Origin of the sequence: Bartonella sp. CL436QHHD (assembly GCF_042195105.1) — a bacterium.
GTDB lineage: Bacteria > Pseudomonadota > Alphaproteobacteria > Rhizobiales > Rhizobiaceae > Bartonella.
On the sequence record NZ_JBHINR010000074.1, the window covers coordinates 1 to 22898 of the forward strand.

Here is a 22898-nt window from a genome sequence, read left to right on the forward strand (position 1 = left end):
AGCTCTGTTAGACGAACAATCACCCCAAGCTCTTTAAAACCATTCAAGAACAAGACACTTTACGGCATGCTTTCAAACCTAGATAAGACGCAAACCGGCTTCACATTCCACTCAATAAACTAAAAGCCCCCTGCTTATAACCACACCCCCACACACAATTGACAGTGCCTTTTTTGAATTTGGACCTTTTTTGTATTGCAGGCAGCGTCCAAACATTTCCAATATACCCCCTACAGAATTTCTCTCATAGCAAGCAAACGCTTCACGCTTGAGTCCTCTTCAGCCGTTTCTTCTTTTCACACCTTCCATCATCGATAAAAAAAATTTGTAAACACGATCCTCAAAAAATACTTTTTTAAAAAAGCTTACAACATCGCTTAGCGCCTCTGATAAACTATCATCATCTGTTTTTTATTTTTAAGCTTCAACCATAGCAGCACATACCGTATCGGCTCTCCTCCCCCCCCCTCAAAGTTGATAAAACAGCCCTAAAATACTCCCCACGAGGCAAAAACTTCAAAGAAGCAATATCAATTGAACAAACATTCTTGAATAAGAAATATTCCCTTCAAAGCTCCTCCAAGTATTCCCGCGAAACATAAAAATCAAGCATTGTCCCAAAAGAGCCAGTCAAGCCATTGCCAATAAACCGTTCTACGTCACTCAAACACCCACCCCCACTCATATTTTTGCTTTTTTACTTTGAATAAGCCATCCATCATACAGCCATTTCGAGCAGCCACCAGCAAGGTTATAAAAACTCTCCTGAAATACTTTATGAAAAAGAAGAGAGCGAGGTTATTTTATCCCTAGCAGAAACTCTGAAATTGTTTTATATTAAGGAGGGTGTTCTGCGCTTCTCGACAGGAAATAACGTATTCCTGAGACCTTAATGATCTCCAAGGGAGCTGTCCCTGATCAAGCCCGTGGGCTTTTTCATATGGCGCCCACCTATTTGTATAGGTTCCCGGGATCAGCTTTTTCCATCGGCTGTTGTGGATCACCCTTTATTTGTATAACTTTTTTGCATAAAAATTTTTCCAGCTAAAATTGAGAGCGTCCTTTTACATAAGACCAATGACGATACTCTCTTTTCAAGAAATAAAAATGACGAGGGGCTTTATTTTATAAAACAGACAGCACTGACAAAATAATCCCCTCTGTGAATCTGCTTCATCCCTTCGCACGCAAGCAACGCAAGAGCGGCTTTTTGCACCAAGATACCCCCTATAAAGAGCACACACTTTTTTCATGCTTTTTTTCATGAGCACAGCTCTTGTCCTAACAGAGATTTACAAAACGCCAACAATGAATAAAATATCAGCATCTTATAAAACAGACAGCACTGACAAAATAATCCCCTCTGTGAATCTGCTTCACCCCTTCGCACGCAAGCAACGCAAAAGCGGTTTATCGCACCAAGATACCCCCTATAAAGAGCACACACTTTTTTTCATGAGCACAGCTCTTGTCCTAACAGAGATTTACAAAACGCCAACAATGGATAAAATATCAGCATCTTATTAAAACAATTGACGAGACAATGACACAAAATCCCCTCTGTGAATCTGCTTCACCCCTTCGCACGCAAGCAGCGCAAGAGCGGCTTGTTGCACCAAGATACCCCCTAGAGCACACACTTTTTTCATGCTTTTTTTCATGAGCACAGCTCTTGTCCTAACAGAGATTTACAAAACGCCAACAATGGATAAAATGCCAGCATCTTATTAAAACAATTGACGAGACAATGACACATAATCCCCTCTGTGAATCTGCTTCATCTCTTCGCACACAGCAACGCAAAAGCGGTTTATCGCGTCGTGATGCTCTTTTAACAGAAGAGCGCGCACTCTTTTCGCAACGTGCTTGTTGCCACTTTATTGAATACCTTGAAAAGAAGGGAACCGATTTTTCACGCCTCATTTTAGCAGGCTATTGGCCCATTAAATCGGAAATTGACCCGCGTCCTTTACTGGATGCTGTAGCGTTACGCGGTGGACGTTTAGCCTTACCAGCAGTGCTTGATTCCACCACCATGATTTTCCGTGCATTTTCGCCCAGCACGATTTTAGAGCCCATGCGTTTTGGCACCTTTGGTCCCAGTGCCGACAATGAGGTTGTTGTCCCCAATAATATTATTGTTCCGCTTTCTGCGTTTGATCGTCACTGTCACCGTCTTGGCTATGGAGGAGGATACTATGACCGTGCTGTTGAAGCTCTTGAAAAACAAGGGCATCAAATGACATTATGGGGCATAGGGTTTTCATGTCAGGAGGTTTTCTCTATTCCCGCAGCAGAACATGATCTACAGGTACAAGGAATTTTTACAGAAAAAGGTTTCTTAAAATGTTAAAGTGTGATTAAAGCGCCTATGCGTTTTTTATTTTTAGGTGACATTGTTGGTAGCACAGGCTGTAAAGCTGTTTTTGAACACCTTCCTCAACTGATTGAGAAATGGCAGCTTGATTTTGTTGTGGTAAATGGTGAAAATGCCTCTGGTGGTTTTGGTCTTAAGCAAGAGACATATCAAGATCTTTTGATGACCGGTGTTGATGTTGTCACCACGGGCAATCATGCTTTTTCTCACAAAGAAGCATTGCAGTATGCCCATGAGAGTGATCGTTTTTTACGCCCTGCCAATTTTTCGAAAGAAACTCCCGGAAAAGGTGCTGGTGTTTTTACGGCAAAAAATGGCGCCCGTGTTCTTGTCGCCAATCTGTTGGGCAACGTTTTTATGCCGTGCAAAGTAGAAGATCCATTTGAAACAGCGGAAAATATTCTTCTTGCCTGTTCGTTGATGGAGCAAGCCGATACGATTATTTTTGACTTTCACGCAGAAACGACAAGCGAGAAGCAATGTTTAGGCCATTTTCTGGATGGTCGTGTGAGTGTTATCGTTGGCACACATACGCACATTCCCACGGCTGACGCGCAGATCTTAGAAGGTGGGAGCGCCTATTTAACAGATGCAGGCATGTGTGGAGATTATAACTCCTCTCTTGGAATGGATAAAGAAGAACCCTTACACCGTTTTCTTTATAAGACGAAGCAAGACCGTTTTGAACCGGCGTGTGGTCCCGCCACCCTTTGTGGTTTAGCGGTTGAGATTTCAGATCGCACCGGTTTAGCAGAAAAGGTCTCAGCGGTACGGATTGGTCCTCATTTAAAGCCTGAAGTTCCGGATTTTTGGTAGCTTCTTTTAAAGCCGCCCCTTTGATGATCGCTCTCCACTGTGCGCCCTTTGGATGATTGCTCTCCAAGATTTCCTTTTGAGAACTCTATTTGGCAAGATGATTTTCAAGCCCTTCCCAAATCCTAAAAACACCCCGCCCTCCAATTTGCCTAATACAGCAACTTTTCTAGCACAAATAAGTCACTCTTTTTAAAAGGATAAAAGATAAAGGATAAAAATTTTCGTGATTTTTAAAATGATGAGAAGGAGGTTTTATTCGGACATTTCTGCGGGGGGGGGGAGGAGAAATGTTAACCCCCTTCTCTAGAAAAAGCTTTATATAATAATTTATTATTTAGCAAGAGCCTCTTTAATTTTTTTTTGATTCTAACGAAAATTTAATCTTAAAATTGCTTTCTGCTTTTTAGGTTTGAGCTCTCTAAAACTTTTCAAAAGGATATGCTCTTCTTTACTTGAAATTCTTTCATCACAGTAATACAAAGCATTTTCTTTTGTTGAGAGATCAGCGTAAAAAAAAGGCAATAGGAACATTGAGAATATCGGCAATTTCTTGTAAACGCCCAGCTCCTATACGATTAGAGCCTTTTTCATATTTTTGGTTTGTTGAAAAGTCACACCTAACTGACTGCCTAATTTCTTTTGCGACATTCCGATCATTGTTCTTTTAAAGCGAATTTTTCTGCCTATCGAAATGTCGTTAAAGTGTGGATTTTTAGCTTTCACTTCAAGCTCCCCTACCGGTTGCGAGCACCTCTTATGCGTATTCCGGGAGTCAAAAACACTGAGTTCAGTCAGCTTTTTTGCTTTTAGTGCTAGAGCGCACTTGGACATGGCAAAAACTCCCGGAATCTCGCGATACTTATAAAGCAGGCTAATGTTTCATCTTGGATTTTCAGGCTTTGGGTTCCACCATTCAACCACACTGTACGACGAGAACCCTGGTGCTTGTTCATAAAATAATTTCTGGAGACCAGCAATAAAATTTAAAACAGTGTTTTTATCTCATGAGACAATCAAACACAAAATTGCCTTCTGCTTTTTAGGTTTAAGCTCTCTAAAACTTTTCAAAAGGATATGCTCTTCTTTACTTGAAATCCTTTCATCACAGCAATACAAGACATTTTCTTTTGTTGAGAGATCGGAGTAGAAAAAAGAAATAGGAACATTGAGAATATCGGCAATTTCTTGTAAACGCCCAGCTCCTATACGATTAGAGCCTTTTTCATATTTTTGGTTTGTTGAAAAGTCACACCTAACTGACTGCCTAATTTCTTTTGCGACATTCCGATCATTGTTCTTTTAAAGCGAATTTTTCTGCCTATCGAAATGTCGTTAAAGTGTGGATTTTTAGCTTTCACTTCAAGCTCCCCTGCCGGTTGCGAGCGCCCTCGCATTGGTATTCCGGGAGTCTGAAAGTACTGAGTTCAGTCAGCTTTTTTTGCTTTTAGTGCTCATCGCACCTGGACATGGAAAAAACTCCCGGAATCCCGGGAAACCCACAAGAGTAGGCTAATCTTATGTACTGAACTTTAGGGCTTTCAGACCCTACTGATCGTTGCGTAGACGACCAAAGTTACAGTGTTATTTATAAAGTAATTTCATGAAATTAGCAATAAAATTTAAAAACAGTCTTTATTTGTTTGTTTTATGAGCCCCACCCGCCTCTCAAACTTTTATGCCCGCTTGTAAAAACCATGAGATAAACCCCACGTTTATTGAGAGGATTAACAACCCTTGATTCTTGAGATTAATCCCCCCCGAAGAGAGAGATTAAAGAATACCCTCAAAGGAAATTACACTGTGATGCGTTGGATTTTTGCGCCACAACGGACTAATTTTTCTTCTAATCTCTCAAATCCACGATCAAGATGATAGACACGACTGACGATTGTTTCCCCCTTTGCCGCCAATGTAACAAGATAAGAGGGCTGCAATCACAAGAGAAACAACAAGCACGCAAATCCGTCGCCATAACGGGAGCCCCTCGCAAATTCTCTGTTGCAAATTCTCTGTTCCATGAGACAGTTTCTCTCTCGCCCATGGCGCTTTATCGGCACCCTCAAGCGATTGAGTTCTTGAACATGCATAAAACGATTTTCGAAAACCGTCTCTGTAATTTCGTGCGGTTCCCTCAACCCCGTGTTATAAGCGCCGTAAACGACACTGAGAACAATAATCTCTACCCCCTTGTTAGAGGGGCAAAATTCTTCAAAAAAGACAACCATTACGAAAAGAAAAAAGCAGCCACAAAAGCCATCCCCTTGACATACCCTTGAAAGGTGGAGGTTTGAAAGAGCTATTTAGAAAACCATCAAGAATATACGGCTCCAAAATTCCACAAACAAGAGAGTAAATCATTAAAAATGCGCCAGCAAGCCCAGCCTCACAAGCCCAAGCCCAGCCGCCCCTAAAAGCCAAGCATTGTGCTAAAACACCCCCAAAGCGCAACCTTAAAGCATGGCCCGCCCACACAACAGCCACCCCCCAAGCAACCTCTCAAAGCCATTCTTTTGGGCATATCTTTGAAAGCTTTACACTGTGATGCGTTGGATTTTTGCGCCACAACGGACTAATTTTTCTTCTAATCTCTCAAATCCACGATCAAGATGATAGACACGATTGACGATTGTTTCCCCCTTTGCCGCCAACGCTGCAATCACAAGAGAAACAGAAGCACGCAAATCCGTCGCCATAACGGGAGCCCCTTGCAAATTCTCTGTTCCATAGACGGTTGCCGTCTGCCCATCAAGCTTTATCTGTGCTCCTAAGCGATTGAGTTCTTGAACATGCATAAAACGATTTTCGAAAACCGTCTCTGTAATATGCGCGGTTCCTTCAGCCCGTGTCATGAGCGCCATGAATTGGGCTTGGAGATCGGTTGGAAAAGCAGGATAAGGTCCTGTTTTAATATCAACGGGCATAATTTTGGTGTTCTTTGGATTTCGCTTAACATGAATTCCTTGAGGTTCTATTTGAATCTCGAGTCCTGTTTTTTGGAGCACCTTAAGCACTTTTGTGAGATGATTAGGATTTGCATTTTTAAGAAAGACATCTCCTCCTGTCATAGCAACAGCCATTGCATATGTCCCCGCTTCTATTCGATCAGCAATAACGCGTATTTTTGTCCCTTTAAGTTTTTTCACCCCTTCAATTGTAAGCGTTGTTGTTCCTTCACCGGTTATTTGAGCCCCCATAGCATTCAGGGTTCGAATAAGGTTTGTCACTTCTGGCTCACAAGCCGCATTCTCAAGAACGGTTGTTCCCTTTGCCGTTGTCGCCGCCATCAGCAGCACATGGGTTCCCCCAACAGTGACTTTAGGGAAACGATAGTGATCACCTTTTAAGCCCCTTGGCGCTTTTGCATGAACATATCCATTTTCGATCGAAATCTGTGCGCCTAAAGTTTTGAGTCCTTCAAGGATAAAATCGACAGGTCTTGTTCCAATAGCACATCCTCCAGGAAGCGAAACATAAGCCTCTGCGCATCGTGCAAGCAGAGGTCCGATAACCCAAAAGCTTGCACGCATTTTTTTCACCAGTTCGTATGGCGCCCGTGTTGTGGCTATTTTTTGCGCCGTAAAATGAATTGTTCTTGAATTCACACATTCATCGTTAAACTCTTGTCCATCAACGGCATATCCCACACCATGATTATTGAGAATACGAATAAGCAGTTCGACATCGGCCAGATGAGGAATATTTTCTAAAGTAAGCGTTTCTTCTGTCAAAAGCGCCGCAATCATAAGAGGCAAGGCAGCATTTTTTGCTCCTGATATAGGAATTGTTCCTTTAAGTTTTTCTCCCCCAACAATTTGAATAGAATCCATAGTGTTTTCCCTCTTTTCCTTTGTGCCTGCCCTTCCAAAGGATTGTCCCCCTTCGGGAAGTTATGCTTTATTAATCGTTTTAGAACGCATTCTAAATATGAGAACAAATTATTGAGAAGTTTGGTTGCAAAGCTTCACTAAAAAACATTTTTTTGCATTTTAGAGCTCTGTTTGTGCTCTTTTTCGGCATTGTTCTTTTCGACGTTTCAGGTTTTGACGCAATTGTTGCGCCAATCTTTCTTGACGTCGTTTTGCTTTTTCATCTTGATGATTCATTTCATTTTGTTTTTGTTTTTGATACATTTGTGTCATTGCGCAACCTTTTAAACAGTGTTGAGCTTCTATCCAAGCAACTCATAACCTTAAATATTTAAGCATATAAGAAACATATGTCATGACATAAGATACGTTTTCTTGCAAGAATATACAAATGTTCTCTTGCCTATTTTCTGACAATATGGCACAAGACAGCGCAAAGATTGAAAAGGGCTGCGGTAGCTCAGTGGTAGAGCACTCCCTTGGTAAGGGAGAGGTCGAGAGTTCAATCCTCTCTCGCAGCACCATTTTATTCTTCTTTTGCCTCTCTCTTCTTGCCCCTATAAGCCTTCTCTATAAGCCTCAATTTTTCCCCCAGCCTCCATTGGCTTCATCACATCCTCCATCCTTTAAACCATGCGCTTCAATGGCGTCAAAATCAATGGCTTCAATGACGCACTTAATCTCCAAAATGCTTTATGAGCGGCTTTTGAAATTGACACACCCCAAAGAATAGCCCCCCTCCCATTGGCTTCCCCCTTTTTCCTTCCTGTAAGACACCCCCCTTATCCTTCTCTTTGCCAAACCTCACTGTTGCATCTTCTTAACACTTGAGACGGTATAGGCATTTTTATTTCTTGAATATTTTTCCCCACAAGCTCACCCCACTTATAATATGCAGACAAACGATTTTACTTGTTTCAATATAAGAGCGTTTGAATAAGAAGGTTTGAAATAAGAACATCTCACACTATTTCGGGCTCTCATTGAAATTCAAATTAAATCTCAATAATGAATTATTATAAACTCATTGTTTGAACATATCCCATTGATACCTTTATCCGCCCCAAAACGAATAATCTTATCTTTCTAGCCTCTCTATCCACCTCAAGCAACACAAGTATTCCCTCTAAAAATTAGAATAAGCTTCATCGATCCTATTCGTCATTTACAACAAATCTAACAGAGCCATTTCCAGAACCTCCTCTCAACTCAATTCCTTCCCCATTCTCCCCACCCCTTACCAAAAGAAAAAAACCAAACAGTGATAAAGCCCCCCCTCAATAAAGCTTTCAATAAGTCACCCCACGCTCCCATATGGCAAACATCTCATATGACAGACATCCCCATATACTAGGCATCCCATATACCAGAAAATTGATAGCCCGCCGTTTCAAAGAAGATCCCTCATTACCAATTTTATACACTATGATTTTCCACGTGCTCTAAGCCATCCCTCTTTCAAGACGCTCTTTTTTATACGAATACTTTAATTTATACGGATAGCGTTATTCCTCTTGCAGAAGAACCCTAAGAGCGAAGAATTCTCTTCCCCTCTATTCTATTGAAATCAAACACCCCTCTTCGCTTACAGTTCACAAGGCTTACAGTTCACAAGCAGAAAGATCCGTATGGCATAAAACTTTTCAAGAAAAGCCTACCTTTTATGAAAAGTCCCCCCCACAGTGAATGAGATTATGAATCATCCCAAGAGCTAAAGCCCATGTCGCAATCTTGAGAACGAGCTCAAGATGATACCAACTTACTTTTTCATAAAGTAAAGATGAGGTGTGTAATATTTATAATCTACGAGGTTTTATCGTTACCTCTCACGATACCATTTACAAGCCCCAGCATGAAGTTCACGAACGCCGGTATGAAATGGGCATGAAATGAGTATAAAAAGAGCTTGGAGCAAGATGTCTCTTTAAAACAAGCGCATGACTATGCACAACAAGTATATTTCGTTTAGAGCATTTTGGATATTCCCCACTCCCGCCCTAGAACAAACATTTTGGTGACAGGACCTCCCTTATATTTTCTACTGTCCTTGTCTCCTCTGTCCTTGTCTTCTTCAGCGAATAAAACCCCGCATGTGCGGGGTTTTATCCTGTACTACACCCTTATTTAGATACAGTATGATCACTATCGCTGTTTTCATTAAATACATTTTTTACATATATTTTCAACACAAAAATAACACATATTGATTTATTCAACAAAAATCATTAAACGTTAAAATGATGAAATTATTATTCAAAACGTACGTCATAATATTTATAACGTTTTTTTCTGTATCCCTATTATTGGGTTGTACTCAAGTAAGCGATCTCGCTGAATACGATAGGCTTTACCAAAAATATGTCCATGAAAATTACACTCCTTTAGCATATTCTCAGAAATTAGAAAAAGCAAAAAAAGAGGTAGAATATTTAAAAGCGTATATGGAATGGACTGTAGACATACCCCATGACAAAAGTCAATTTTGGAGGCATTTAATAACATTGCCCAGTAATCCTCCAGAATTCAATATTTTTAAACATTATCACATATTGCTTGTTTTTTGTGGACGTTTTTTTGATTTATGGCAAGGTGATAAAACGATGCCCACACTTACCTTTAACGACTTACCAACAAGACTTAGGGCTTTTAAAGCTAACGGGATGAAATACAGGAAAAATTGGGATTATATAGAAAATATTTTCCTCAACGCAAAGTTTGAAACAAACTTTGATGATCCAATGTTTGCGTACGCAGAAAAATTTTTGGATTCCCCTAATGGCATTAGTCGAAAAGAACAAACTCTCCAGACAGAGCTGCTCATAATAGGCAATGAACTCACTCGTTTTAGAAACACAGCAACAATGTGCGTTATGGCTAGAGAGGTATACCTTGCCATGATGCCCAAAGAAAATGTAAAACCGCCCGTAAGATATAGCACTTTTGAAAAATGGAAGCAGTATTTAAAAAATCTTTAAACGGATAATAAAACGCCTTTCAAAATACTTCTAAAGAACCATTAAGCCCTCTCACAATGACTATAATCAATCACAAAAAGGGTATAAAAAAAATGTTAATTAAACAGTCTTTATTGAGAAACGTCTTAATTATCGCCCTTTTAACAACGCATCTTTTTTATTCTTCAAAGGGATATACTCATTCGAATGAACTATTCTCTTCAAAAGAGATTACAGAAAGAGAGAGATTGTTCCGCATTTTCCTCGTTAATGGAAGTAGTTGGTGGTCAGAAAAATTCTACCAAATTCTCTGGATAGAAAAAACATTTTTTTTGGAAAACAAGTGGCGGTTATCGCAACCTCTCTATGAAAAACATGTCAATATAATAAAAAAATGGCAGAATATAATCAAAAAACGACATCATGTATTTAATACTCTGTGTAGCCTTATAGAATTAGAAATAGATGCAATGCGACATGTGAATGAAGCAAAACACTCTAATGAGCATACCCGTCTCTCAAACAGTATGAAACACATAGAGACATATCAAGAGCGTATAGCTAAAAACAAGAAAGAACTTGAGAAACTTGATCATGAAATTGAGATCTTATACAGAGTTATCATAGAGTATACAAAATTACCATAAACTTTGATCTATTCATTCCATAACTTTATGAAAAGTGCTTCTCAAAGGGTATTCTGCATTTTCAAGCATTTTTAACTATCTATCGCCATCTTTAGATACAAAGTGCCAAAGTACATACAATTTGTTTTATTTTACCAACATAAAAATAACATATATTGATTTATTCAATAGAAATTACTTATCAAAGCTCGTTAGAAACAAAAGGCAATAAATACCCTATGTTTAAACACTTTATTTTATTTGCTATAGCAATAAGCGCTGTTTTTATTCACGCATCATACAACCCGTGGATGTAGAAAAGACGAATTTTTTGTTGGGAATACTTCTCCGATCAATTGTATTTCCAAAGAATATATAAAACAAAAAATAGAAAAGAAGATATTGGAAAAAGAACGCGAAAGATAATGGTTAGAGCTTGAAAAATTTGCTGTTATTGCTTGTCCAAGTAGAGAGTTTCCTGTTTACCCTGTTTTTTCTATTATCGATTGTATTTCAGAGGAAGAACTCAAACAAAATCGTTTTAATAAAGATAAAATCAATATAATGTACTTATTCATGCAATGGTTTATCGTAGGATTCATCATAACAACGATAACGTCCGTTCCCATTAGTTTACTTTGGCGTTTTAGATTTAAGGTTCCTGCCTGTTTATTTACAATAATGACAACCTTGGCTATTATTGCCGTCCCTTTATATTTGATTTATCGTCTCTCTTTTAATCTATTTTTGTAAAAAATATTTCTAAAATATTAAAAACACCCTGCATTTTTAAGCGTTTTGAACTGTATCTCCCCTCATTTAGATACAATAGCCCCAAGTACAGCCCCACCATTCAATACGATTTTCACCATACTTTAAACATAAGATAATACCCATTGATATATTCAACAAAAATTAGTTAAGCTATCCTATAAAAATAAGAGCAATACACAAGTAGCAGTATTTAATGATATTAAATGAAGACGATTATTATGGAATTCTTGATGTAAGCTACGCATGCAACGATAAACAGATAAAATCTGCTTTTCGTAAATTAGCTCTGCAATACCATCCTGATCATAATCCTAGTACCGAAGCTGAACAAAAATTCAGAAAAATTCTTGAAGCCTATGAAGTTCTTAAAGATCCTCGAAAGAGAGCTGCTTACAATCAGTTCTACCATAAAACCTCTGAAAACAATCACAAGACCTCTGAAAGAAGTAGAAACCAAGAGAACAGAATAAGAGATAATATAAATATAAATAATATCAAGCGTGTAATTTTCATTACTTGTGGAATAACGCCTCTAATTTATGGTACAATTTCACTCTTTACGTGGAATATACCACTAGGAATAATAAGTATAGGGTTATTAATTCTCATCAGTATAAAAGGATATTTGGTAAAGATTGGTAAATTGATATTCTGGCTCATACTCATACAACAATTTTTAATGTTTACCAGATTTATATTGAAAATTATCTCATGAAAATGCTTTTGAAGAGTATTAAGAGCGACCCACAGTGAATTCATAAAATGTGGTCATTTTTGATTTTCTATAACAAGGTAATGTAGAGAAACATAAAGATTATAATATCTCTATCCGTTCTTTCCCTATTCTCCCGTTTTCCCCACCCCTTTATTTTCTTCCACAATCCGCCCGCCACCCTTTCCCCCAACAAGCCCACTTGACTCCACACAGACTTTTTCTCATGCTCCTACATTCTTTTCCCCATATCGGCTAAAAAACTCCCCCCCTTAATCTTCCCCCTTATCTCCCCCCCTTAACACGCAACACAAAAGCTCCCAGCCCCCTCGGATCTCGACGTCTAAACATCTGTCTCACGTCTCCCGTAAAACATCTCCTTCCATTTTCCAGCATGCTTTACCTATCACTCCAAGCTCCCTACTTGCGTGCCCAGAAAACACAAAAAAACCGGCTCTTTTCCCCCTCTGCTCTTTACCTTTTTATAGAACTTTGCCTCTCCTCAACGCTGCACACGATCCCTTTCTTGCCCACCTCATTCTTGTTTTGCCCTCCAGCAGACGCTTTGTCTTCATTCCAAGCACCCTTTCTTCCCCCTCCTTCAAAGCAATTTCTGTCCTTAGATGAAAACCTGTCCCAACACTCTTAATTTGCTCTACCATCTTCTCCAAAGCCTCATTAAAACGGCTAATTTCATTTTCAAGCTTGCAAATATACGCTTCATCACGATAAGCCCGTTTAATCAAAGGAGGCATATCCGGCCAATAGAGCATTAAATCCACCCATTCGCGTTGAGAAATCCATAATCCCCCTTGACATTGTGCTTTATGTTCTGCTGGAAAATTCTTTTGCATGAAATGAGGGATCAAAATTTCAGGTTTTTTTGTTTTAATTTCTAATAAGCCATTTTTTCCCACAAAAGCATCGGGGGAAAATCCTTGTCCGCGATCATCAGCCAAAACAAAGCCAATACATTCAGGTTCTGTATGTGTAAGTTCCCCATAAAGCTGTCGTGCGATTGGTTCTAATTCTGTTCCACGTCGCTGAGAAAGTGTTGTTCCTTCCTCAACGGTTTTTCCTGTAATTCTTTCTCCCGCCAATTTCATCATCACACTCTGATAGCGTGAAGTTTTTTGCCCCTGTTTTTTTTGTGCCATAACCATCTCAAACAAAGAAGCCGTAATCAAACCATTACGCACTTTCTGCCATTCTTCTGTTCCTTGAATACAATCGATAATAATTGGCATGACCTTTCTCCCCTTCATCTTTAAAGTGTTTTTTGCAATATATCCTCTTTGAAACATTCATATTTTTAAAGCCTGTGTCCCTCACACGGACTAAAGGCGACAACATCCTTCAATGCATCCTTCAATATTGTGCCGCTGAAAACACAAAAACTGCTGCCCCCCTCAACATCCCCCCTCCGCAATTTCTCATATATAGGCTCTTTTCTTCATGCCCCCCCTTTCCCATATCGGTTAAGAAAACCCCCGCAAAGCTCCCCCCTAAGCTCCCCTAAGCTTCCTTAAGTCCCCCCTAAGCTCCCCTAAGCTTCCCCAAAGCTTCCCCTAAGCTTCCCTTCCAAGAACGAAAGCATAACGCACACCATTGTCACCGCAATGAAAAAGCACTTGGACCCTTTCATTGCGGCGCTCCCCCAGCACGCACCACAAAAACTCCCAGCCCCCCCGTTTTTGTCCCAATACGTCTAAACAAGCTTTAACGACCTCCCCCGTCAAACACCTTCTTCCATTTTCCAGCATGCTTTACGTGTCATTCCAAGCTCCCTACTTGCGTGCCGCAAAAACACAAAAACCGGCTCTTTTCCCCCTTGAACGTGCCTTTTTATAGGTTGGAACCTGTTTGTACTGCTGCTTCTCTTCCCCCTAAGCCTTCATTTTTATTTTCCAGCATGCTTTCCGTGTCACTCCAAGTCACTGAATGACGACCTGCCCCACCATTGCCTTATCCCCTCAATGAACCAGCCAGCAACTTCCTCGCCCCACACACAAGCGCCCGCAATTTCTCATATATAGGCTCTTTTTTTCATGCCCCCCTTTCCCATGTCGGCTAAAAAAACCCCCGCAAAGCTCCCCCCTAAGCTTCCCCTAAGCTTCCCTTCCAAGAACGAAAGCATAATGCACACCATTGTCACCGCAATGAAAAAGCACTTGGACCCTTTCATTGCGACTTCCTTTTTCAACCCTGCTATTGCACGACGGAAAAATCATGGCGGCAATATTCTTCCTCCAATTTTTTTGCCATAGACTGAGCCACCTCTTGCGATATAAAAAGTATAGCGTTGTGTTTTTGTGGTTCGAGTCTGATTAAATTTCGCATATTTCCAGCATAATAAAGTGGAATCCCTTGATAAGAAGTCTTGAGATAACTTGGCATGTTTACCACCAATAATCTGTCAAGACATCACATGGGCGTAAACGATGTTGTTTTTCATAAGAGCCATAGAGATTATCTTCATAATCGCAAGCCGCTCTTTCATTTAAACAAGCATGATAAGCTTCACTATTCAAAATGAAGGGCTGCAATTGTGTATTTTCTTCATTCATTTCATGATTTTCGACATAAAAATCAGCGATTTGTTCCGTAACATCTTCAGCATGAGAAGTTGTCAGATCGAGTCGTAAAACTCTATAAACAGTTTCACATTCTTCAATCAGTTCGAGCACCTCTTCGATTTCGTCGATTGGTCCTTCATAAGTACAAGGATTTTCCTCTTCGCATAAAACGATAATGATTTCATCCTCTTTAACGAATGAAATATTTTTCATGATTTCCCCCTTTAGATAGTTGATAAAGCATAGCCTTGTCTTGACAAGACTAAATATAGCGTTAGTCTTATCTCCTCTATAGGAGAGATGTCAACCATTTTATCCTTCATAAAAGATATATTTTAAATATCTACGGGGTTCAAATGACATATGTAAATAAAAATCTATTATTCTTTGTTCCTCTCATGCCCCTTTGTTGTTCTCTATTTGTTCTTACAAAATTGCAATTATAAACACACAGGAGAGATAAAATGAGTGACATAATATTAATAAAATACTGGAGTCGCCTTGATTCAAAAGCACAGAAGGAAGTTATTTTGAAGCTTCGTCAATTGGCCGCCGCAAAAGAGTCAAAATCGCCTGTCTCTCTTGCGGAGAGAGTTTCGAAATAAGCTCTATAAATTCTTTATCTTCAGGGCTAGCCCCTTTACCATAAAGAATATAATTCATACTGATATTAATTTCGTGACAAATTCGCGAGAGAGATTCGATTGTTGGTTCTTTTCCTTCAGAAAGAATAGAATGAAGGTACCCCGCGCCTTTACCGGCAGCGAGGGAGATAGATCTTTTTGACCGCCCACTTTTTTCCAAAGCGATTCTTAATCTTTGACGCCAACCATCGATATTCATAATTTCACCATATAGCGCGTCTTTTTAAAAAAACACGTCCTTTTTATAAAACGAGCTTGCATTATCCTCTAAAAAGGATAAAATTAAGGAAACAAATTTTACTTTTTCGGGGGAAATTTTTTTATTTTTGGATCATAAAAACACTTTAACCACCCTACAGGATATAAAAGACCACTCTCCAAAGCTTCTGCCCAAAAGCAAGTACGTTGAGAATGTGTGGTATTCTTTATTTTTTCCATCACCGCAATCTTAAATCGTAAGTTTGCATGCTCTTCAAGCACAGCCAATCATTTATAAGCGTCGTAAAGAAGCCTCTAGTCATCATCGAACAGAGCCAAAAGCAACACAAGTTAAATCCTTATTTGAGCTTTTATCATCAATAAAAATGTATAAAAAAGAAGAAAGTAGATTGCAGTATGAAACACGCTAATCAACAAGAAACTCCTCATTATGAATCGTCTAGGCTTCCATATGTTTGTTGGTATCAAAATGACTTTCTAGGAGGTGTACGTGGGATGCGCGCACACGAAATTGGAATCTATACGATTCTTCTCAATGAAATGTATGCCCGTGGACGACCTTTAGAAATATCGAAAGAACGTTTAGCGCGTCTTTGTGGTTGTGACAAGCGAACTTTTGTTAATGTTTTAGAAATGCTCATCCAAGAGGGTAAGATTTTAAATTTAGCCAATGGATTATGGAACAAGCGTTGCGAAAATATTTTTCAAGAGCGTGAAAAATTGCTTGAACAAAAATCCTTTGCGGGTCGTTCTTCGGCAAAAAAACGCAAAAAAATCAATGCAGAGATGCAACAACTGCTTAACGAAAGTCCAAAAGATGCTGCACAAAGCTCAGAAGCTCAAAAGGCAGAAGAAAAGGAAACACCTTACGGTGTTTTAGAAAAGAAAATTTTGTTTGATGAGACAGAGCCTTGTTTTTCCTTCGAAGAGAACTTTGAACAAAGCGATCATCCATCCTCCTCATCGGCTCTTGATTCACCTCTCCCTTCCCCTCCACAAGAAGAAGCGGAGCAAAAAAACGCTCCCTCTTTAACTGCTCCCCAAGCCGAGTTTACCTCCGCCCCTATCGCGCAAATTGTCACGGGGGAAAAAACAAAATCCGCCACCACTCTTCCCTCCAGCAATCTTTCTGCCTCCATCCCGCTTTGCACCAACAAAAAAACCACTTCCTCAGTTGCCAAAGGGCACCGTCTTCCTGAGCATTGGCAAGCAGACATCAAGGCGGCAGTTTCAGAAGGTTTGAGTGAAAGCCAAGCCCATTGGCAAGAAAAGAAGTTTCGCGACTATTGGCAAGCCAAGAGCGGCAAAGAAGCTCTCAAAGTAGACTGGCAAGCCACATGGCGCAACTGGTTTCGCCGTGAGATCGAACGGCAAGAACAGCAAAAACAGGGAAGCTCCTCATCTTTCATCTCTGAGAACAACGACACCCTTTACCGCAGTTTGATCAACTATAATGACAATTTTTGACATCACAAAAACAACGTATTTTTCAAGCACGCGCGGGGATAAAAATGTTTCAAAACCACAACAGCATCGGACAAAATAACACAGAACAAAACAAAGGGCGGCAAAACAACACTTGGATAGGCGATTCACACAGCAAAACGCGTCAACATCGACCATTTTGCTCTCATCACAAAAGCCATTTTCCCCACACAAGGACATCCACAGGCACCCCAACACAAGACACCCCAACAGGACTCCAACATGCACCACACCCTCACAGGCATCCGCCCCGCCCTTCTTGCATCCTTCCTCCTTTCCTCAAAGCGCCACTTCCCATGCTCTTGGCAAACAAACACCAACACAGCCATTTCAGAAAAACTCAATGAAAAGCAAACTCTTTGGCAACAAACCCACCCCCTCCACACAGACACCCCAACATACACCCCAACAGGACTCCAACATGCACCACACCCTCACAGGCATCCGCCCCACCTTCTTGCATCCTTCCTTCTTCACCCCCTTCCTCCTTTTCTCAAGGCACCACTTCCCATGCTCTTAGCAAACAAACACCAACACAGCCATTTCAGAAAAATTCAATGAAAAGCAAACTCTTTGGCAACAAACCCACCCCTTCCACACAGGCATCCCAACAGGACTCCAGCATGCACCACACCCTCAAAACAGGCATACCCACCCCGCCCTTCTTTCACCCCCTTCCTCCTTTCCCCTTCCTCCTTTCCTCAAGGCACCACTTCCCATGCTCTTGGCAAGAAGACATCAACACAGCCATTTCAAAAAGGTTTGAGTGAGAGTCAAGCCCTTTGGCAAGCCAAGAGGTTTCGCGACTATTGGCAAGAAAAGAGCGGCAAAGAAGCTCTCAAAGTAAACTGGCAAGCCCCATAGCACCACGGGACTTTACGATCAGATCGATGGTGAGAACAGCAAAAACAGAATTCTCACCTCCCACATCTTGAGAAAAACGACAATAATATCACGAATGACCATGAGCACAATTTTTGAAATCAAACAAAAACTTATCTCACAAGCCGATAAAATAGTAGAAATGCTTCTTCCCCAAGGGCACAAACGAGGCAACAATTGGATTGTAGGCAACACACGTGGTGAAGCTGGTCAAAGTTTATCGATTTGCTTAAGTGGTAGTAAAGCAGGACTTTGGTATGATTTTGCAGAAAGCACAGGAGGAGATCTTTTAGACCTTTGGTGTGAAGTCAAAGGCATTAGCCTCTCTCAAGCCTTAGAAGAAGCACGCGCGACTCTCAATCTGACACGCCCCAAACCCTTTATGGCGCCTCATCGTTCCTATCGCCGTCCACCGGTTCCTAAAGGGCAGAGCCCGCAGAATCTTGTAAAAACCTATCTCCATGAAGAACGCCGCATTCCTCTAGAGATTATAAAGCGTTACCGCATAGGAGAAAATGGCGAAAAAATCATTTTCCCCTTTTATAAACCCGACGGCACCCTTGCTTTAGTCAAAGAACGGCTTGCGCAAACGGGAGCAAAAACCAAACCAACAGCCTCCCAATGTGAACCGATTTTATTTGGTTGGCAAGCCCTTTACCCCACAAACCACCCCTCCACGCACACATCCCAGCAGGCAACCCAGCACACATCCCAGCAGGCATTCCAAAACACCGCCCAGCAGGTACCCTCAACCAACCCCACCTCCACACAGGCACCCCAAAACACCGCCTCAACCAACCACGCCTCCACGCAGGCGCCCCAAAACACCGCCACAATCAACCCCGCCTCCACAAAGGCATCCCTGCACACATCCCAGCAGGCATCCCAACACGCACCTCAGCAGGCACCCCAAAACACCGCCTCAACCAACCACGCCTCCACGCAGGCGCCCCAAAACACCGCCACAATCAACCCCGCCTCCACAAAGGCATCCCTGCACACATCCCAGCAGGCATCCCAACACGCACCTCAGCAGGCACCTCAGCAGGCAACCCAGCACGCACCTCAGCAGGCACCCCAAAACACCGCCTCAACCAACCACCCCTCCACACAGGCACCCCAAAACACCGCCTCAACCAACCACGCCTCCACGCAGGCGCCCCAAAACACCGCCTCAACCCAACACGCCTCCACGCAGGGGCCCCACAACACCGCCTCAACCCAACACGCCTCCACGCAGGGGCCCCACAACACCGCCTCAACCAACCACCCCTCCACACAGGCACCCCAAAACACCGCCTCAACCAACCACGCCTCCACGCAGGCGCCCCAAAACACCGCCTCAACCAACCACCCCTCCACACAGGCACCCCAAAACACCGCCACAATCAACCCCGCCTCCACAAAGGCATCCCTGCACACATCCCAGCAGGCATCCCAACAAGCACCTCAGCAGGCACCTCAGCAGGCACCCCAAAACACACCCCAGCAGGTACCCTCAACCAACCCCGCCTCCACGCAGGCACCCCCAAACACCGCCTCAACCAACCTCACCTCTACACAGGCGCCCCAAAACACCGCCACAACCAACCACGCCTCTACACAGGCGCCCCAAAACACCGCCTCAACCAACCTCACCTCCACACAGGCGCCCCAAAACACCGCCTCAACCAACCACCCCTCCACGCAGGCATCCCCGCACACACCCCAGCAGGCACCCACGCACGCGCCCCAACAGGCGCCATTCCCCAATTTTTCTTCAACAAACCGTACCATTGTTATCACTGAAGGAGAAATTGATGCGCTATCCTTAGCCGCCTATGGATATCCGGCGGTTTCTGTTCCCTTTGGAGGAGGCAGTGGAGGAAAACACAACTGGATTGAAAATGAATTTGATCATTTAGAATCTTTTGAAACGATTTTTTTAGCCACCGATATGGATCCGCCCGGAGAAGAAGCAGCCCGTGAGATTGCCAGCAGGCTTGGACGCCACCGTTGCTACCGTGTCCGTTTACCCCTTAAAGATGCCAATGACTGTTTAACCGCAGGGATCGATAAAGCCACCATAAAAGCTGCCTTTTCCTCAGCACAAAGCTTTGCCCCAGAAGGTTTACGGCGCGCCTCAGACTATAAAGATCAAGTGATTGGGCTTTTTTGGCCAGAGCCTGAAAAACATCTTGGTTATACGGTTCCCTATCCTAAACTGAAGGACAAATTGCATTTCCGCCCAGCAGAATTAACGCTCTGGAGTGGTGCGAGTGGTACAGGTAAAAGCCAATTATTATCAGATTGTATTCCCCATTGGATTGCACAAAAGAGTCGCCTTTGCTTAGCGTCTCTAGAAATGAAAGGAGAACAATCACTTCGCCGTTTAACCAAACAAACGGGCGGCTTAGAACAGCCTACAAAAGAAACGATTGAACGGATTCTTCATTTTTTAGACGAAGGGCTTATTCTTTATGAGCATGTTGGCAAATCGAGCGTAGATACCTTGCTTGAAGTCTTTGACTATTGCCGTGCGCGCTATGGCTGCGATCAATTTATCATCGACAGTTTGATGCGGCTTGGCATTGCCTCTGATGATTATGCAAGACAAGAACAAGCGGTTTATAAAATGGTTGATTGGGCTGTTTTAAACAATGTGCATATTCACCTTGTCGCCCATGCCCGCAAAGGCGGTCTGGATAAAGATATCCCCAGCACAGAAGACATTAAAGGCGCCTCAGAAATTGGTGCCAATGCCTTTAACATCATCACCATTTGGCGCAATCGGTCGTTGGAAGATAAAATCTTTGCCGCCTCTCTAGCACAAGAAAAAGCAGATTTAGCAAAACGCCCAGGCGTTATTATGAATATTGCCAAACAACGTTCTGGTGATTTTGAAGGCAAAATAGGGCTTTGGTTTGATCCCCAAACTTATCGCTATCGCTGTTCTTTTGAACAATCATTCCCTCGACGTTATCTGTAATACCCCATAAACCCCACTCTCTTAAAAAACGCCACCGCCTTCACACGCGCACGCCTTGCTCCCACAGAACAACAGGAAGGATCAATCCACAAATAATGAAAAACACCCAATCCTTCGCAAACCAAAGCCAGCTCAACCCCATATACTCTGCTCCCAAAGGCAAACAAAAAAAGATCGCTCCAGCAATGGCGCAAAACACCAACCCCTTCAATAACCACAAACAACGCGTCACCACTCCATTTTGCCGCCCTCTCATATGCAAAATCAAGAACCACTCCAACAGTACAGCAAACACGATCCCCATCAAGGACAGGAGTCCCCACGGTATGTCCATACTCTCCATCCCCAAAAGAGCTAAAAAAAGGACGACTCCTAAAATGCCGTAAAACAGCACTTCCTTCAAAAAGAGGGAAACACCAAAAATACAATAAAACGCCGCCCGCCACCACGGAATATCGAAGCGCTTGGAAAGCCTATAAGTACAAATAACGACAACAATAAAAAGGTAGGAAACCACCAACAACAGCAAAAAAACACCCCCTACCTCAAGAACCAAGCCCATAGAACACGCGCACACCTTGCTCCCTCACAAACAAAAGGAAGGGTAAATCCAAAAATGAATAAAAACACCCAATCCTTCGAGAACCAAAGCCAGCTCAACCCTAGATTCTCTGCTCCCAGACGGGTAAAACAAAGGAGAGTACCCAAAATGCAGGAAAACAGCACAAAATTCAAAGCACGCAACGACCTCTGTAATACCGTATCACCTTGCTCGCGTATAAAGAACCCCAAGAGCACTTTCAACAATACAGACAAGAGCAAAACCTTTAAGAATACCGCCCTTATGCTATCCATATCTCTGACACCCACAGCAGCAAACCACAGGATAAAGCCCATCATGCAACAAAACATAACCGCCTTTAAGAACACTTGCCAAGCAACAGGCATGCTCTTGACGCCCAGATGCACCAAACCAAGGACAGTTGCAAAAATGCAAGAAAACACCGCCCCCTTCAAGAGCAGCTCCCCGTCAACAGCGCGCCTGCCCACGCCCACATAAATAAAACCAAGGTAGGTGGCAACAACGCCATAAAGCACCACCCATCTCCAAAACATCCCCCCTGTAACAGAGCGACGCTTTGCTCCCACATAAATAAAAATCAAGGCAAGAGCAAAAAAGCAGAAAACCCCCAACAACAGCCAAAACATCACATCGTTCGACATCAAATACCCCTCACAGAAAGAACATCAAAGACCACGCCCGTGGGACAGAAAAATGCTCATTTTTTTAAGCCCCCCAACAGTACACGCACACACCGTACCCCCTCCAGAGCAAAAAAAGAAACAGCTCCAATAATGCCCGCAAACACCAGAAACTTCAAAAACATGTCCCGCGCAATCACCATACGCCCCGCTCCTTCATTAAGTAAAAATCAGAGACCATGCCAAAAATGCAGCAAAAGATCAATCCTTTGCAAAGAATGAAAGCCTAAAACCAAGACGCTTTGCCCCTAGACAAATAAGCCCAAGGATAAGACCAAAGACAACGCCAAAAAGAATATGGAAGACCCACTTGTTTGAGAACCACAACCAAGCCAAACCAAAGTGCTCAGCTTGCCCATAAACAAACTTAGAGACAGCGATAATAATGAAGCTCAACGCCAAATTTTTTAAAAAAGCCTTCCTTGTAACCCCGAAAAACCTCATTGCCGCATAAATAGAAACAAAGACAAGAGCAACAAAGCAGAAAAACCCCAACCACTGCAAAAACATCAAATCGTTCGACATCAAATACCCCTCACAGAAAGAACATCAAAGACCACGCCCGTGGGGAAGAGAAATGCTCATTTTTTTAAGCCCCCCAACAGTACACGCACACACCGTACCCCCTCCAGAGCAAAAAAAGAAACAAGTCCAATAATGCCCGCAAACACCAACCCCTTCAAAAACATGTCCCGCGCAACCACCATACGCCCCGCTCCTTTATTAAGCAAAAATC

The 22898-nt window shown here is 42.2% G+C and carries 20 protein-coding genes, 1 tRNA gene, 1 other RNA gene and 5 pseudogenes; 11 read left to right on the forward strand and 16 right to left on the reverse strand.

Features of this window, described 5'->3' with window-relative positions; all coding sequences use genetic code 11:
* Positions 1 to 845: 845 nt before the first annotated feature.
* From ssrS to ACFIKN_RS08380, 4 genes are all read left to right on the forward strand, one after another.
* A non-coding RNA gene (gene ssrS, locus ACFIKN_RS08365) (6S RNA) lies at positions 846 to 1006 on the forward strand.
* 257 nt (positions 1007 to 1263) lie between these two features.
* Positions 1264 to 1527 (forward strand): hypothetical protein, encoded by a 264-nt coding sequence (locus tag ACFIKN_RS08370; RefSeq protein ID WP_375658239.1) that lies wholly within the window; start codon positions 1264 to 1266, stop codon positions 1525 to 1527.
* Between the two features lie 220 nt (positions 1528 to 1747).
* Complete coding sequence (locus tag ACFIKN_RS08375) at positions 1748 to 2353, forward strand: 5-formyltetrahydrofolate cyclo-ligase (protein WP_375658240.1); 606 nt, start codon at positions 1748 to 1750, stop codon at positions 2351 to 2353.
* 18 nt (positions 2354 to 2371) lie between these two features.
* The gene (locus ACFIKN_RS08380; RefSeq protein ID WP_273790841.1) at positions 2372 to 3193 is read left to right on the forward strand and encodes a TIGR00282 family metallophosphoesterase; all 822 of its coding nucleotides are present in this window, start codon (positions 2372 to 2374) and stop codon (positions 3191 to 3193) included.
* A 366-nt stretch (positions 3194 to 3559) separates the two neighbouring features.
* Here the strand turns inward: ACFIKN_RS08380 and ACFIKN_RS08385 are convergent.
* From ACFIKN_RS08385 to ACFIKN_RS08410, 6 genes and pseudogenes are all read right to left on the reverse strand, one after another.
* Positions 3560 to 3916 (reverse strand): annotated as a pseudogene (locus ACFIKN_RS08385) (helix-turn-helix domain-containing protein).
* Positions 3917 to 4195: 279 nt separating this feature from the next.
* Positions 4196 to 4587, reverse strand: a pseudogene (locus ACFIKN_RS08390) (helix-turn-helix domain-containing protein).
* Between the two features lie 399 nt (positions 4588 to 4986).
* Positions 4987 to 5310: pseudogene (locus ACFIKN_RS08395) on the reverse strand (UDP-N-acetylglucosamine 1-carboxyvinyltransferase); the annotation flags it as partial.
* A gap of 91 nt (positions 5311 to 5401) precedes the next feature.
* Positions 5402 to 5665 carry a hypothetical protein gene (locus ACFIKN_RS08400; protein ID WP_375658241.1) on the reverse strand — a complete coding sequence of 88 codons (264 nt, stop codon included), beginning with the start codon at positions 5663 to 5665 and terminating at the stop codon, positions 5402 to 5404.
* A 59-nt stretch (positions 5666 to 5724) separates the two neighbouring features.
* Complete coding sequence (murA, locus tag ACFIKN_RS08405) at positions 5725 to 7020, reverse strand: UDP-N-acetylglucosamine 1-carboxyvinyltransferase (RefSeq protein ID WP_375631456.1); 1296 nt, start codon at positions 7018 to 7020, stop codon at positions 5725 to 5727.
* Positions 7021 to 7179: 159 nt separating this feature from the next.
* The gene (locus tag ACFIKN_RS08410) at positions 7180 to 7332 is read right to left on the reverse strand and encodes a hypothetical protein (RefSeq protein WP_273790845.1); all 153 of its coding nucleotides are present in this window, start codon (positions 7330 to 7332) and stop codon (positions 7180 to 7182) included.
* Positions 7333 to 7508: 176 nt separating this feature from the next.
* Here ACFIKN_RS08410 and ACFIKN_RS08415 point away from each other — a divergent pair.
* The 4 genes and pseudogenes from ACFIKN_RS08415 to ACFIKN_RS08430 form a co-directional block, all read left to right on the forward strand.
* A tRNA-Thr gene (locus ACFIKN_RS08415) sits at positions 7509 to 7583 on the forward strand.
* A gap of 1716 nt (positions 7584 to 9299) precedes the next feature.
* A complete protein-coding gene (locus ACFIKN_RS08420; protein WP_375658242.1) occupies positions 9300 to 10034 on the forward strand; it encodes a hypothetical protein in 735 nt (244 codons plus the stop codon).
* A gap of 92 nt (positions 10035 to 10126) precedes the next feature.
* The gene (locus ACFIKN_RS08425) at positions 10127 to 10660 is read left to right on the forward strand and encodes a hypothetical protein (protein WP_273790848.1); all 534 of its coding nucleotides are present in this window, start codon (positions 10127 to 10129) and stop codon (positions 10658 to 10660) included.
* A gap of 946 nt (positions 10661 to 11606) precedes the next feature.
* A pseudogene (locus ACFIKN_RS08430) lies at positions 11607 to 11843 on the forward strand (DnaJ domain-containing protein); the annotation flags it as partial.
* 764 nt (positions 11844 to 12607) lie between these two features.
* Here the strand turns inward: ACFIKN_RS08430 and ACFIKN_RS08435 are convergent.
* The 4 genes from ACFIKN_RS08435 to ACFIKN_RS08450 form a co-directional block, all read right to left on the reverse strand.
* Complete coding sequence (locus ACFIKN_RS08435) at positions 12608 to 13372, reverse strand: lambda exonuclease family protein (RefSeq protein ID WP_375658243.1); 765 nt, start codon at positions 13370 to 13372, stop codon at positions 12608 to 12610.
* Positions 13373 to 14333: 961 nt separating this feature from the next.
* Positions 14334 to 14522, reverse strand: coding sequence for a hypothetical protein (locus tag ACFIKN_RS08440; protein ID WP_273790850.1), 189 nt, complete (start codon positions 14520 to 14522; stop codon positions 14334 to 14336).
* A gap of 2 nt (positions 14523 to 14524) precedes the next feature.
* A complete protein-coding gene (locus tag ACFIKN_RS08445; protein ID WP_273790851.1) occupies positions 14525 to 14914 on the reverse strand; it encodes a hypothetical protein in 390 nt (129 codons plus the stop codon).
* A gap of 312 nt (positions 14915 to 15226) precedes the next feature.
* Positions 15227 to 15544 (reverse strand): XRE family transcriptional regulator, encoded by a 318-nt coding sequence (locus tag ACFIKN_RS08450; protein WP_273790852.1) that lies wholly within the window; start codon positions 15542 to 15544, stop codon positions 15227 to 15229.
* A 416-nt stretch (positions 15545 to 15960) separates the two neighbouring features.
* Between ACFIKN_RS08450 and ACFIKN_RS08455 the strand changes: the two genes are divergently transcribed.
* Entirely contained in the window at positions 15961 to 17031 is a 1071-nt protein-coding gene (locus tag ACFIKN_RS08455) for a YdaU family protein (RefSeq protein WP_375658244.1), read from the forward strand.
* Complete coding sequence (locus ACFIKN_RS08460) at positions 17028 to 17396, forward strand: hypothetical protein (protein WP_375658245.1); 369 nt, start codon at positions 17028 to 17030, stop codon at positions 17394 to 17396. Before ACFIKN_RS08455 ends, ACFIKN_RS08460 begins: the two co-directional genes overlap by 4 nt.
* Here the strand turns inward: ACFIKN_RS08460 and ACFIKN_RS08465 are convergent.
* Entirely contained in the window at positions 17390 to 17512 is a 123-nt protein-coding gene (locus ACFIKN_RS08465) for a hypothetical protein (RefSeq protein WP_375631451.1), read from the reverse strand. The genes ACFIKN_RS08460 and ACFIKN_RS08465 overlap by 7 nt on opposite strands.
* Positions 17513 to 18013: 501 nt before the next feature.
* Here ACFIKN_RS08465 and ACFIKN_RS08470 point away from each other — a divergent pair.
* Positions 18014 to 20896: pseudogene (locus tag ACFIKN_RS08470) on the forward strand (toprim domain-containing protein); the annotation flags it as partial.
* 43 nt (positions 20897 to 20939) lie between these two features.
* Here the strand turns inward: ACFIKN_RS08470 and ACFIKN_RS08475 are convergent.
* Genes ACFIKN_RS08475 through ACFIKN_RS08495 form a run of 5 tightly spaced genes read right to left on the reverse strand, consistent with a single transcriptional unit; the run spans position 20940 to position 22869 of the window.
* Positions 20940 to 21461 (reverse strand): hypothetical protein, encoded by a 522-nt coding sequence (locus ACFIKN_RS08475; protein WP_375658246.1) that lies wholly within the window; start codon positions 21459 to 21461, stop codon positions 20940 to 20942.
* Positions 21440 to 22123, reverse strand: a complete 684-nt coding sequence (locus ACFIKN_RS08480) for a hypothetical protein (RefSeq protein WP_375631448.1) — start codon at positions 22121 to 22123, stop codon at positions 21440 to 21442. The genes ACFIKN_RS08475 and ACFIKN_RS08480 overlap by 22 nt, the downstream gene beginning before the upstream one ends.
* A gap of 56 nt (positions 22124 to 22179) precedes the next feature.
* Positions 22180 to 22305 (reverse strand): hypothetical protein, encoded by a 126-nt coding sequence (locus tag ACFIKN_RS08485; RefSeq protein ID WP_375658247.1) that lies wholly within the window; start codon positions 22303 to 22305, stop codon positions 22180 to 22182.
* A 58-nt stretch (positions 22306 to 22363) separates the two neighbouring features.
* The gene (locus ACFIKN_RS08490) at positions 22364 to 22687 is read right to left on the reverse strand and encodes a hypothetical protein (protein WP_375658248.1); all 324 of its coding nucleotides are present in this window, start codon (positions 22685 to 22687) and stop codon (positions 22364 to 22366) included.
* 56 nt (positions 22688 to 22743) lie between these two features.
* Entirely contained in the window at positions 22744 to 22869 is a 126-nt protein-coding gene (locus tag ACFIKN_RS08495; protein ID WP_375658249.1) for a hypothetical protein, read from the reverse strand.
* Positions 22870 to 22898: the final 29 nt, after the last annotated feature.